This window comes from Enterobacter sp. CC120223-11 (assembly GCF_900215375.1).
Taxonomy (GTDB): Bacteria; Pseudomonadota; Gammaproteobacteria; order Enterobacterales; family Enterobacteriaceae; genus Scandinavium.
The window spans coordinates 411,373-424,210 of sequence record NZ_OBEF01000001.1; the positions used below are offsets into that span (position 1 = coordinate 411,373).

Sequence of the window (12,838 nt, forward strand, 5' to 3'; positions counted from 1 at the left end):
CGCTTTGAATATTAATTACGAGCTTTAAAATAAGCAGACGAATCAGGCAGATTGCAGGCGGGAGGGGGCGATGTGGAACAGCGTGGCGAAGTTTTCGGTGGTCTGCTGCGCCAGTTGCTCAAGCGACACCCCTTTCAGTACAGCCATGTATTCTGCGACATCGCGCGTCATCGCCGGCTGGTTCTCTTTCCCACGGTGCGGAACCGGCGCCAGATACGGCGAGTCCGTCTCCACCAGAATCCTGTCGAGCGGTACGTAACGTGCGGCATCGCGCAGCTGTTCAGCGTTGCGGAACGTCACAATGCCCGAAAACGAGATGTAGAATCCCAGATCGAGCAGCTTACCCGCCGTCTCTTTGTCCTCTGTGAAACAGTGTAGTACGCCTCCGCAATCCGTCACTTTTTCATCGCGAAGGATAGCCAGCGTGTCTTCACGCGCATCACGGGTATGCACGATAACTGGCTTGTTCAGCTCACGGCCGATGCGGATGTGGTTGGCGAAGGACTCCTGCTGCCGAGGTTTAGTTTCCGGCGTGTAATAATAGTCGAGGCCCGTCTCGCCGAGGGCTACTACGCCCTCTTCTGCCGCCATCCGGCGCAGATCTTCCACGTCATACATCTCATCCTGATTCAGCGGATGGACACCACAGGAAAACACCACATTGTCGCGCGTACCAACCAGATCGCGCATCCCGCGATAGCCAGGCAAGGTGGTTGCCACAGCCAGGCAGAACTTCACGTCCCGCGCTGCGGCTTTCGCCAGCACGTCGTCCACGTCTTTGTGCAGGGACTGATAATCGAGGCCATCAAGATGGCAGTGCGAATCGACTAAAAACATACTCTTTATCCTGGGTTATATTCTGACAGGTGATCTTTTACAGCGAAGGCGTTGGCAGCGGATCAGCCGAGCGCAGCCAGTGCTCCCAGCGTAATAAACAATCGTTGAGCATCAGCTCCCGGTTAAGACCCGTGACGCTCTGGAGCCGTTCACGACATTCACTGGCATCGCGAACCATTGCCTGCAGGCGTGCGGAAGATAGCTGATTTGCCACGCGCTGAACCAGCGCCCACGCGTCCACATTGGTCAACAGCGTGATGCCTTGTTGCATCTTCTGCGCGTCCAGCAGCAGCGAAGCCAGCCAGTACAGACGATCGGCAACGCTGTCGTGATTCAGGACCGGCAGTAGCGATAGCCAGTCGCCGCTTTGCAGCGCACCGTCGAGCGCCGCACAGAGCTGCTGGCGCGGAGCGGAATGTGATTCTGCCAGAAGGTCAAGCGCAGCGGCGGGAGCACCAGCGGTCAAACGCAGCGCAGTCAGCAGATGCTCTTGTGACATTGTCACTTCTCTGCCCAACCACGCCAGCCCATAATTCTCGGCAGGTGGAGCCAGATGAAAATGGCGGCAGCGGCTGCGAAGCGTGGCCAGCAGCCGGGCGGGCTCCTCACACTGCAGGAAGAACCAGGTGTTTTCCGGCGGCTCCTCCAGCGTTTTCAGCAGCGCATTGGCGGCCGCTTCCGTCAGCAGGGCCGCATCGTTCAGCCACACCACTTTCGCGCCGCCGAGACGCGCACGTTCATAGAGCTTTTCGGTGATATCCCTTACGGCATCAATCCCCAGCGTGCTCTTGCCCTTTTCTGGCGCGAGCTGATAGTAGTCGGGATGCGTGCCCGCCTGCATTAGCTGGCAGCTGTGACATTTGCCGCAGCTTTTTTGTCCTTCCGGCGAGTGGCACATCTGGAAGCGCACCAGCGCATATACCAGCGCCTCTGCGCCCATACCGGGCAACGCCTGCACTAGCAGCGCATGGTGACCGCGACCGGACTGATAGCTGCTGACCAGCTGTTCAAACGGCGGGCGCAGCCACGGATACCATTTCATGCGCCCTGCTCCTCAACCCAGGCAGCCAGCGTGTTGCGGATGTCCTGCATCACGGCTTCAAGCGGCTGCGTGGCGTCAATGGTACGGATGCTTGGGTCCTGAGCCGCCAGTTCCAGATAGCGCGCACGGGTGCGGTGGAAGAAGTTGAACGACTCCTGCTCAATGCGATCGAGATCGCCGCGAGCACGGGCGCGCTTAAGACCGACTTCAGGCGTAACATCAAGATAGAGCGTGAGGTCCGGGCGGAAATCGCCCAGCACGGCATCACGCAGCGTCGCCAGCAAATGTTGATCGATGCCACGCCCGCCGCCCTGATAGGCCTGAGTGGAGAGATCGTGGCGATCGCCAATGACCCATTTGCCTTCGGCCAGCGCCGGTTTGATGACCGTTTCTACAAGCTGCACGCGGGCTGCGTAGAACATCAGCACTTCCGCTTTGTCAGTAATGACTTCATCGCCGACGGATTTGATATCCAGCACCAGGCTGCGCAGTTTTTCGGCAAGCACAGTGCCACCCGGTTCACGGGTAAACACCAGTTCACGGATGCCCATCTGTTCCAGAGTCTCCACCACCAGATTGCGAGCGGTGGTTTTCCCTGCGCCTTCCAGGCCTTCGATGACGATATACTTACTGCGCATTTTTTTCCTTAAGTGCTTTCAGGTAATCCTGCACGGAGCGATTGTGGCTCGCAAGATTGGTATTAAAAGTGTGCCCGCCTTTGCCGTCGGCCACAAAATAGAGATACGGCGTTTTCGCCGGATGCGCGGCGGCGTTCAGTGACGCTTCGCCAGGCGTGGCTATCGGGCCCGGCGGCATACCGGCAATCACATAGGTATTGTAGGCCGTTGGCGTCTCGAGATCCTTGCGACTCAGCTTGCCATTATAGCTTTCACCCATGCCGTAAATCACCGTCGGGTCGGTTTGCAGGCGCATGCCAATCCGCAGACGATTGATGAACACCGAGGCCACGTTGTCGCGCTCTGCGGCGACGGCCGTCTCTTTTTCGATGATGGACGCCATGGTCACCAGCTGGTTTTTGTCCTGGTACGGCAGATTCTCCATCCGCCCTTCCCAGACCCGATCGACGGTTTCCACCATTTTTTGATGGGCGCGTTTGAGGATCTGCAAATCGGTGGTGTTGGCGGTATACATCCAGGTGTCCGGCCAGAACCAGCCTTCTACCCAATCGGCATGCTTCAGCTGCAGTGCCTCGGCAAGGGTCGCATAGCTGTCATCTTTCAGCGTGTGTTTCACGTAAGGCGCTTCGCGCAGCTGCTTGAGGTAATCGCTCACGCGCATCCCTTCGATAAAGCGCAGCGGGAACTGCGCCTCTTTGCCGCTGGCGAGAAGTTGCAGCATTTCACGCACGCTCATGCCTGACGTCAGGCGATAGGTGCCAGCTTTAAAGTGCGAAAGATCGGGCTCAACACGCAGCAGCCACTGAAATACGCGCGGGCGATTGATGATTTTTTCCGCATACAGCGAATCACCCAGCGCCATGCGGCCAGTGCCGGACTTGAGGGTAAAGATGGTGTCTTCTTTAATCAGGATTTTACTGGTCGCAAACTCGCGAACCTTCCACATCCCGACGCCTGCAGCGAGGGCAAACAGAACCAACAGCAGGAGGACAAAGCGAAACATTTTCTTCATGACTTCTTCGACTGCTCACAAAGGGGGGCCAAAAATTCAAACAGCTCGCGGGAAAGGTAGCGAGCCTCAGCATACTGGTTCACGGATACAACGGGCATCAGCGCATTACAGATCAGGACTTCATCCGCCTGGCGGACAGCCTCCTCCCTGGCACTGACTTCGACAACGCGAAAGCGACTTTGTGCCAGCAGCGACAGGCAATGCTGCCGCATGATGCCGTTAACGCCAGCGTGATCGAGGCGCGGCGTAAAAACCGTGTCGCCTGCACGCCAGAATAAATTCGCGGCACAGCATTCCGTAACCCAGCCTTCGCTGTCAAGCACCAGCGCTTCGTCGGCCTGCGTCTGTTCAAGATGCGTGCGAATCAAAACCTGCTCAAGGCGATTGAGATGCTTCAGACCCGCCAGCATCGCATTTCGACCGAGCCTGACCGGGCTCAGCGCAAGCGTAATGCCCTGCTGCTGCCAGAGAGGATAGTGTGCAGGTGCGGCAGAAACGCTAAGAATACGGCTGGGACGCTGGCAGGCTGACGGACTATACCCTCGCCCGCCGCTGCCACGGCTGATAATGACCTTCAATACACCATTCTGCTGGCTTTGTGCCAGAGCGTGCATTTCCTGACTGAGCAAGGTCCAGTCGGTGAAAGGGATCATTAATGTCTGACAGGTTTGCTGCAGGCGTTGCAGATGCCGGTCAAAAAATTCGGGGATACCGTTGGCAATTCGTGCCGTGGTGAAGCAGCCATCGCCAAACTGGACGCTGCGGTCGCTGGCAGCGAGTGAGTCCTGCTTCACACCATTAATCAAGAACATCGCGGCTCCTTGTCAGTGGCCCGTTAGTCTGGCAGGGGGAAGATAGGATCTCAAGCGGAGAAACCTTAAAGAAAAGGCCTGCATTGCAGGCCTTTTTCAGCGGGTCGGAGCCTCAGACCTTTTTAAAGATCAGCGATCCGTTGGTGCCGCCAAAGCCGAAGGAGTTACACAAGGTGTACTCCATGCCGCTGACCTGACGCGCTTCGTGAGGTACGAAGTCGAGGTCGATACCCTCTTCCGGATTATCCAGGTTGATGGTAGGCGGTACGGCCTGGTCACGCAGGGCCAGAATCGAGTAGATCGACTCCACAGCGCCCGCTGCACCGAGCAGGTGACCGGTCATGGATTTAGTGGAGCTGACCATCACACGGCTGGCTGCATCACCAAACACAGATTTCACGGCCTGTGCTTCAGCGATATCGCCCGCAGGAGTAGAGGTACCGTGGGCGTTGACGTAGCCAATCTGACCCGGTTCGATACCCGCATCGCGAATGGCGTTAACCATTGCCTGCGCGGCACCCGCACCGTTTTCCGGTGGCGAAGTCATGTGGTAAGCATCGCTGCTCATACCGAAGCCGATGAGTTCAGCGTAGATTTTCGCGCCGCGTTTTTTCGCGTGCTCATACTCTTCAAGCATCAGAATGCCTGCGCCGTCACCGAGGACGAAACCGTCGCGATCTTTATCCCACGGACGGCTTGCCGCCTGAGGATTATCGTTACGGGTGGAAAGCGCACGCGCCGCACCGAAACCGCCTACGCCCAGTGGCGTACTGGCTTTTTCAGCACCGCCGGCAAGCATCGCGTCTGCATCACCGTAGGCAATCATACGTGCCGCATGGCCGATGTTGTGCACACCTGAAGTACAGGCGGTCGCGATAGAGATGCTTGGGCCGCGCAGGCCAAACATGATGGTCAGGTGACCGGCCACCATGTTAACAATCGTGGACGGGACGAAGAACGGGCTAATCTTACGTGGGCCGCCGTTAACCAGCGAGCTGTGGTTTTCTTCGATTAAGCCAAGACCGCCGATACCTGAGCCGATTGCGGCACCGATACGCGTGGCGTTCTCTTCCGTCACTTCAAGGCCAGAATCCTGCATGGCCTGAACGCCAGCGACAATTCCATATTGAATGAAAGCATCCATCTTGCGCTGTTCTTTGCGCGAGATGATGTCTTGACAGTTAAAATCCTTTACTAAGCCAGCAAATTTCGTTGCATAGGCGCTAGTATCGAAATGGTCGATTAGGCTGATGCCGCTCTGACCGGCAAGAAGAGATTTCCAGGTGGACTCTACGGTATTGCCGACAGGAGACAACATGCCAAGTCCGGTCACAACTACACGACGCTTAGACACGCTTGTCCTCCAGGGAGGGATAAAAAAAGAGAGATGTGGGACCAAAAGATAAAACTCAGGCGGTCGAATGACCGCCTGGAGATGTTCACTTACGCCTGGTGACCGTTGATGTAATCAATGGCAGCCTGAACGGTGGTGATTTTCTCAGCTTCTTCGTCCGGAATCTCAGTATCAAACTCTTCTTCCAGAGCCATTACCAGCTCAACGGTGTCAAGAGAATCAGCGCCCAGATCTTCAACGAAGGAAGCGGAGTTAACAACTTCTTCCTGCTTAACGCCCAGCTGCTCACCGATAATTTTCTTAACGCGTTCTTCGATAGTGCTCATACTCTTAAATTTCCTATCAAAACTCGCTTTCGCGATGGTTTTCGTAGTGTATAAAATGTTGAAAAATTTGCAACTAAATCCCGGCAGGTCGTACCACGATTTTGCGCTATTTTGCGGGTGTTTGCCCTAATAACGCAAATCATTTTGCACATATTACTGCTCAGAGTCGCACAGACTGCGCGGATCCTGAGCATTTTGTGCAAACTACGGTCAGACCATATACATCCCGCCATTGACGTGGAGAGTTTCACCAGTGATGTAACTCGCTTCGTCAGAGGCTAAAAATGCAACCGCGCTGGCAATTTCTTTTGGATCGCCTAAACGACCCGCTGGAACCGCTGCCAGCGTACCCGCACGCTGATCATCAGTCAGCGCACGCGTCATGTCCGTTTCAATAAAGCCCGGAGCAACAACGTTCACAGTAATACCGCGAGACGCGACTTCACGCGCCAGCGATTTACTGAAGCCGATCAGACCCGCTTTCGCCGCAGCGTAGTTGGCCTGACCCGCATTTCCCATGGTACCAACCACAGAACCGATAGTGATAATACGACCATGACGCTTTTTCATCATAGCTCGCATTACCGCTTTTGACAGACGGAAAACTGATGACAGGTTGGTTTCGAGAATATCGTTCCACTCGTCATCTTTCATTCGCATTAACAGGTTATCGCGAGTGATTCCGGCATTATTGACCAGAATATCCACTTCGCCAAACTCTGCGCGAATATTTCCCAGAACAGATTCGATAGATGCCGGATCGGTCACATTCAACATCAGACCTTTACCGTTGACACCCAGATAATCGCTGATGGCCTGCGCACCGCTTTCGCTGGTCGCAGTGCCGACAACTTTCGCTCCACGGGCAACGAGCATTTCAGCGATAGCACGGCCAATGCCGCGGCTTGCACCGGTAACCAGTGCAACTTTTCCTTCAAAACTCATGGTTTTGCTTTCCCTCTTCTTATTGTTCAAGCGCCGCTGACATCGCCGCCGGCTCGTTAATGGCCGAGGCAGTCAGGGTGTCAACAATGCGTTTCGTCAGGCCGGTGAGGACTTTACCCGGGCCCACTTCATACAGGTGCTCAACGCCCTGAGCGGCCATAAACTCAACGGTTTTGGTCCACTGTACCGGGCTGTAGAGCTGGCGAATCAGCGCATCACGAATCGCGTCTGCCGCCGTTTCGCACTTCACATCCACGTTGTTGATTACGGAGATCTGCGGTGCATTGAAGGTGATATTGGCGAGCTCTGCGGCGAGTTTCTCTGCGGCAGGCTTCATCAGCGCACAGTGAGAAGGCACGCTTACCGGCAGCGGCAGCGCACGCTTGGCGCCCGCAGCCTTACAGGCAGCGCCTGCGCGCTCAACGGCTTCTTTATGGCCAGCGATAACCACCTGGCCCGGTGAGTTAAAGTTCACCGGAGAAACCACCTGCCCTTCAGCGGACTCTTCACAAGCTTTGGCGATGGCCGCGTCATCCAGACCGATAATCGCAGACATACCGCCAGTGCCTTCCGGCACAGCTTCCTGCATGAACTTGCCACGCAGCTCAACCAGTTTTACCGCATCGGCGAAAGCAATCACGCCAGCGCAGACCAGCGCGGAATATTCACCCAGGCTGTGACCGGCCATCAGCGCAGGGGTTTTACCGCCCTGCTGCTGCCAGACGCGATACAGCGCCACGGAGGCGGTCAGCAGCGCAGGCTGAGTCTGCCAGGTTTTGTTCAGTTCTTCTGCCGGACCCTGCTGAGTCAATGCCCACAGGTCATAGCCGAGTGCCGCAGAGGCTTCTGCGAAGGTTTCTTCGATAATCGGGTAGCTCGCGGCCATGTCAGCTAGCATGCCGACGGTCTGAGAGCCCTGCCCCGGAAACACAAATGCAAATTGCGTCATCTTATAATCCTTAATTAGAAACGAACCAGTGCGGAGCCCCAGGTGAAACCGCCACCGAAGGCTTCGAGCAGCACCAGCTGACCGCGTTTGATACGGCCATCACGTACGGCTTCATCAAATGCGCAAGGCACGGAAGCGGCAGAGGTGTTGCCATGACGGTCAAGGGTGACCACCACGTTATCCATCGGCATACCGAGCTTTTTCGCCGTGGCGCTGATGATGCGCAGGTTGGCCTGATGCGGCACCAGCCAGTCAAGCGCAGAGCGATCGAGGTTATTGGCCGCCAGCGTCTCTTCGACGATGTTCGCCAGCTCTTTCACCGCCACCTTGAACACTTCGTTCCCTGCCATCGTCAGGTGAATTGAGTTTTCCGGGTGAACGCGATCGGCGTTCGGCAGCGTCAGCAGCGCACCGTAGTTACCATCAGCATGCAGATGCGTGGAGATGATGCCTGGCTCTTCTGAAGCACTCAGTACGACGGCACCCGCGCCGTCGCCAAAAATAATAATTGTGCCGCGATCGGTTGGATCGCAGGTGCGTGCCAGGACGTCTGCACCGATAACCAGGGCGTGTTTCACCGCACCTGATTTGACGTACTGATCGGCGATGCTCAGCGCGTAGGTGAAGCCCGCGCAAGCGGCGGCGACGTCAAACGCCGGGCAGCCTTTAACACCCAGCATGGACTGAATCTGGCAGGCCGCACTTGGGAAAGCATGCGTCGCGGAGGTGGTTGCCACCACGATCAGACCAATCTGTTCGGCATCGACACCCGCCATTTCCAGCGCGCGCTTCGCAGCTTCATAGCCCATTGTGGACACGGATTCATCTGGCGCGGCGATACGACGCTCACGGATACCTGTGCGGGTGACAATCCACTCGTCAGACGTATCTACCATTTTTTCCAGATCGGCGTTCGTACGCACTTGTTCAGGCAGATAGCTGCCGGTACCTACAATCTTCGTATACATGTACGCTCAGTCTTTTGGTGGTAATACAGATTCGAGGCGAGCGGCGATCCGCTGTGGGACCTCACGCTGCACCGCCTGCACTGCCTGTTCAATCGCCACGCTGAACGCGCGCTGATTGGCTGCACCATGACTCTTAATCACCGTGCCGCGCAATCCTAACAGACAGGCGCCATTATACTGGTCGGGGTTGAGGTGACTGAATCGCCTTGAGAGGCTTTTTTGTAACCAATGCTTCACTATTTTCAGCCACCACGGTCGTTTTTTCCCCTCGCCCTGAGATTTCAGCAGGGAAAGAAACATTCTGACAACGCCTTCCATCGTTTTTAATGTGACGTTTCCCGTAAATCCGTCACAAACCAGCACATCAGTCTTGCCGGTTAATAATTCGTTCGCTTCGAGATAACCAATATAGTTGAGGGAATCGACATTTTTCAGCATCGCGGAGGCATCACGGATGCTGTCGAGCCCTTTGGTTTCTTCTTCACCGATATTGAGCAGCGCAACGCGTGGTTTGTTAATGCCGACCACTTCTTCGGCCATCACCGCGCCCATCACCGCAAACTGCACCAGCATCGTGCTGTCACAATCGACGTTGGCGCCTAAATCAAGCACCACCGTTTTGCCCTTTTGCTGATGCGGCAGAACGGTCATCAGCGCCGGACGCTCAATGCCTTCAATAGGCTTGAGCAGTAATTTGGCCAGCCCCATCAGCGCACCAGTATTACCGGCGCTGACGCAGGCCTGCGCCCTTCCTTCTTTCACTAACTCAAGCGCAATGCGCATCGAGCTTCCCCGGCTGTTGCGAATCGCCTGGGCCGGGCGGACATCACTGGCAATAACTGACTGGGCAGGGATAATCTGCAGACGTGAACGTTGTTCGAAGTCAGCTTTGGCAAGTAATGGCGTTATGGTGTCGGGATCGCCGACGAGAAGAAGCGAGAGTTGCGGGTTAGCGTGCAGTGCCTGCAATGCTGCAGGCACCGTCACGGTAGGGCCAAAATCGCCCCCCATGACATCCAACGCTAAGGTCAGACGTGTCAAGGTTTCGTCGCCGCCTGGTTCGGTGTATCCCCCGCTTGCGCGGGGAAATCCTCACTAAGCTTCATCACGCTCGCGCGTGATTACTTAGCGATAACCTTGCGACCGCGGTAGAAACCGTCGGCAGTGATGTGGTGACGCAGGTGTTTCTCACCAGAAGTCTTGTCTACAGACAGGCTGGTAACTGCAGTCAGAGCGTCATGGGAACGACGCATGCCACGTTTGGAACGAGTTGGTTTATTCTGTTGTACGGCCATGGACCTTACTCCTCAATTACTTACGCTTTAAGCTGGCTAATACGGCAAATGGGTTTGGTTTTTGTGCCTCTTCAGGCAGTTCGCCAAAGACCATGTCCGCGTCGGACACTTCACAGTGTTCAGAATCATGCACCGGAACTACAGGTAAAGAGAGGATAATTTCATCCTCAACTAAAGCCCGCAGATCGATTTCGCCGTATTCGTTAACCTGAATAGGCTCATACGCTTCCGGGAGTGCTTCAGCCTGCTCATCATTTTTGACCGGGCTGAAACAATACGTTGTGTGAACGGCAAGGGGGAACGGTTTCCCGCAGCGCTGGCATTCGAGAGTCACCGACACCTTTGCATCGCCCTTAATAACGGCGAGACGCTGGTTGTCGATGGCGAATGTCATATCGCATTCCACATCACTGTCCACACTGACTACAGACTCGGCAAGACGCTCCACCTGCTCCGGGGTGTAAACACCCTCGTAGTCGAGGCGTTTTTGAGCGGTGCGAACCGGATCAAGAGTCAGGGGTAATTTTACCTTTTGCATAGGGCGCGCATATTAACTTTGTAACGTCATAGAGTCAAAGAAAAAGGCACCCGCGGGAGCCTTTTGCCAATTATTCGCACACATTGCGGCCTGTAGTTTAAAATGTCGCAATCCGAATCACCAGATCCTGGTAAAAAAAATATGCCACAGCTTGTTCTTGCTTCCACTTCTCCCTGGCGTCGCGAACTGCTCAAGAAGCTTGAGATCCCTTTCCAGTGTGCGGCACCTGAGGTGGATGAACTCGCCCTGCCCGGCGAATCACCCCGCCAGCTCGTACTGAGACTTGCCCAGGCCAAAGCAATGGCGCTGGCGGAGCGCTTTCCCAACAACCTCATCATTGGTTCCGATCAGGTTTGCGTGCTGGGCGGGAAAATCACGGGAAAACCGCACACCGAAGAGAACGCGCGTCGCCAGCTGCGTGAAGCCAGCGGGCACGTCGTGACGTTTTATACCGGCCTTGCGTTGTATAACAGCGCTAACGGGCATTTGCAGACCGAATGCGAGCCCTTTGACGTCCACTTCCGCCACCTGACCGACGCTGAGATTAATCATTACATCCAGAAAGAGCAGCCGCTGAGCTGCGCAGGCAGCTTTAAAAGTGAAGGACTGGGGATTAGCTTATTTGAAAGGTTGGACGGACGTGACCCGAATACTTTGGTCGGGCTGCCGCTGATTGCGCTGTGCAAAATGCTGCGCAACGAACATTACAATCCGTTGATGCAATAGACAGCAAAACGCCCCTTTCGGGGCGTTCAGCTATCATTTCTTACTGCGTAACACCTTCAGACAATGTTTTAGCCCATTGTCCATTGGCGCTTCAACGCGCAGCGTTTCGCCAGTGCCCGGATGGGTAAACTTTAGCGCTGCGGCGTGCAGGAACAGGCGATTCAGCCCCGTGCCCGCCAGCTGTTTATCAAATTCACGATCGCCATAACGGTCGTCAAAAGCAATCGGGTGCCCGGCATGCAGCGTATGTACGCGGATTTGATGCGTGCGGCCTGTCACCGGGCTACAGCGTACCAGCGTCGCAAATTCGAATCGCTCTTCGACTTTAAAACGCGTTTCCGACGGTTTCCCTTCCTGGCTCACACGCACAATACGCTCGCCGCTTTGCAGAATGTTTTTCAGTAACGGCGCCTGCACCACTTTGGTGTGCGACTGCCATTGGCCGCGAACCAGCGCCAGATAATCCTTCTGCATGCCTTTGTCACGCAGTTGCTCATGCAAAGAGCGCAGCGCAGAACGCTTTTTGGCGACCAGCAGCACGCCTGACGTATCACGATCCAGACGATGCACAAGCTCCAGGAAGCGCGCTTCAGGCCGCAGCGCACGCAGCCCTTCAATCACGCCGAAGCTCAGCCCGCTGCCGCCGTGCACTGCCGTACCGGAGGGTTTGTTCAGCACCAGAATATGGTCATCTTCATAAAGGATAACGTCGTTCAGCGCCGCCACTTTTTGCAAATGCGGCGATACGGCGTCTTCTTCACGCTCGGCAACGCGAACCGGCGGAATGCGCACTTCATCGCCCGCTTCCAGTTTGTACTCCGGCTTCACGCGCTTTTTATTCACGCGCACTTCGCCCTTACGCAGGATGCGGTAAATCATACTTTTCGGCACGCCTTTCAGCTGAGTGCGCAAAAAGTTATCAATTCGTTGCCCGGCCTCATCGTCGGCAATGGCAACCATTTTTACGGTCGGTGTCTCAGTTTTCATGGGGGGCGATTCTAAAGAGGCACAGGCATTCGCGCCACTCCTTTTTCTGTGCTTATATTAACTTCGCTGCGGTGCTCATTTTTGCCTTCGCTTGTCGGATTGCTGCTTATTAGAGCAATCGGTTCCGGAAAGTGAAGAAACTGTGAGTAACCGGGTGATAAATGGCAAAAGTCATCTTGCTATAACAAGGTTAGCAGGGAATAATGATGCAGTTTCCGTGTAGAACCTTGTGAATAACAAGTGTGTATCGGAATGACCCATTTTGTCTGAACGATCTTTTATGCAGCAATGGCGTAAGACGTATTTATCTTTCAGACAGTTAGCGGGCTGCGGGTTGCAGTCCTTACCGGTTGATACTCTCTATTTCAAGCTGCAGGAAGGCGGCAAACCTGGGATCTCCAGGCGCTAC

At 55.4% G+C, this 12,838-nt stretch carries 15 protein-coding genes; 1 reads left to right on the plus strand and 14 read right to left on the minus strand.

Translation table 11 applies throughout. From position 1 onward, the window contains the following. Positions 1 to 42: 42 nt before the first annotated feature. From CRO87_RS01905 to yceD, 13 genes are all read right to left on the minus strand, one after another. The gene (locus CRO87_RS01905) at positions 43 to 837 is read right to left on the minus strand and encodes a metal-dependent hydrolase (RefSeq protein WP_097161234.1); all 795 of its coding nucleotides are present in this window, start codon (positions 835 to 837) and stop codon (positions 43 to 45) included. Between the two features lie 37 nt (positions 838 to 874). Further along, the gene (holB, locus tag CRO87_RS01910; protein ID WP_097161235.1) at positions 875 to 1,879 is read right to left on the minus strand and encodes a DNA polymerase III subunit delta'; all 1,005 of its coding nucleotides are present in this window, start codon (positions 1,877 to 1,879) and stop codon (positions 875 to 877) included. Beyond that, the gene (gene tmk, locus CRO87_RS01915) at positions 1,876 to 2,517 is read right to left on the minus strand and encodes a dTMP kinase (protein ID WP_097161236.1); all 642 of its coding nucleotides are present in this window, start codon (positions 2,515 to 2,517) and stop codon (positions 1,876 to 1,878) included. Before tmk ends, holB begins: the two co-directional genes overlap by 4 nt. Next, positions 2,507 to 3,529, minus strand: a complete 1,023-nt coding sequence (gene yceG, locus CRO87_RS01920; protein ID WP_097161237.1) for a cell division protein YceG — start codon at positions 3,527 to 3,529, stop codon at positions 2,507 to 2,509. Before yceG ends, tmk begins: the two co-directional genes overlap by 11 nt. Then, entirely contained in the window at positions 3,526 to 4,341 is an 816-nt protein-coding gene (gene pabC / locus CRO87_RS01925) for an aminodeoxychorismate lyase (RefSeq protein WP_097161238.1), read from the minus strand. Before pabC ends, yceG begins: the two co-directional genes overlap by 4 nt. A 112-nt stretch (positions 4,342 to 4,453) precedes the next feature. Continuing rightward, positions 4,454 to 5,695 (minus strand): beta-ketoacyl-ACP synthase II, encoded by a 1,242-nt coding sequence (fabF, locus tag CRO87_RS01930; RefSeq protein WP_097161239.1) that lies wholly within the window; start codon positions 5,693 to 5,695, stop codon positions 4,454 to 4,456. 89 nt (positions 5,696 to 5,784) lie between these two features. Then, positions 5,785 to 6,021, minus strand: a complete 237-nt coding sequence (gene acpP, locus CRO87_RS01935; RefSeq protein WP_003857954.1) for an acyl carrier protein — start codon at positions 6,019 to 6,021, stop codon at positions 5,785 to 5,787. 210 nt (positions 6,022 to 6,231) lie between these two features. Continuing rightward, positions 6,232 to 6,966, minus strand: a complete 735-nt coding sequence (fabG, locus tag CRO87_RS01940) for a 3-oxoacyl-ACP reductase FabG (RefSeq protein WP_097161240.1) — start codon at positions 6,964 to 6,966, stop codon at positions 6,232 to 6,234. 19 nt (positions 6,967 to 6,985) lie between these two features. Then, entirely contained in the window at positions 6,986 to 7,915 is a 930-nt protein-coding gene (gene fabD, locus CRO87_RS01945) for an ACP S-malonyltransferase (protein WP_097161241.1), read from the minus strand. Between the two features lie 14 nt (positions 7,916 to 7,929). Beyond that, positions 7,930 to 8,883: a beta-ketoacyl-ACP synthase III gene (locus CRO87_RS01950; protein WP_097161242.1), complete on the minus strand. Its 954-nt coding sequence runs from the start codon at positions 8,881 to 8,883 to the stop codon at positions 7,930 to 7,932. A 6-nt stretch (positions 8,884 to 8,889) separates the two neighbouring features. Beyond that, positions 8,890 to 9,924, minus strand: coding sequence for a phosphate acyltransferase PlsX (gene plsX, locus CRO87_RS01955; RefSeq protein ID WP_097161243.1), 1,035 nt, complete (start codon positions 9,922 to 9,924; stop codon positions 8,890 to 8,892). An 80-nt stretch (positions 9,925 to 10,004) separates the two neighbouring features. Further along, entirely contained in the window at positions 10,005 to 10,178 is a 174-nt protein-coding gene (gene rpmF, locus CRO87_RS01960; RefSeq protein WP_000290724.1) for a 50S ribosomal protein L32, read from the minus strand. A gap of 16 nt (positions 10,179 to 10,194) precedes the next feature. After that, positions 10,195 to 10,716, minus strand: a complete 522-nt coding sequence (yceD, locus tag CRO87_RS01965) for a 23S rRNA accumulation protein YceD (protein WP_097161244.1) — start codon at positions 10,714 to 10,716, stop codon at positions 10,195 to 10,197. A 141-nt stretch (positions 10,717 to 10,857) separates the two neighbouring features. Here yceD and CRO87_RS01970 point away from each other — a divergent pair, with 141 nt between their 5' ends. Next, on the plus strand, positions 10,858 to 11,442 hold the full coding sequence (locus CRO87_RS01970; protein WP_097161245.1) for a nucleoside triphosphate pyrophosphatase: 585 nt from the start codon (positions 10,858 to 10,860) through the stop codon (positions 11,440 to 11,442). Between the two features lie 33 nt (positions 11,443 to 11,475). Here CRO87_RS01970 and rluC read toward each other — a convergent pair whose 3' ends face one another. Then, positions 11,476 to 12,429: a 23S rRNA pseudouridine(955/2504/2580) synthase RluC gene (gene rluC, locus CRO87_RS01975; protein ID WP_097161246.1), complete on the minus strand. Its 954-nt coding sequence runs from the start codon at positions 12,427 to 12,429 to the stop codon at positions 11,476 to 11,478. Positions 12,430 to 12,838: the final 409 nt, after the last annotated feature.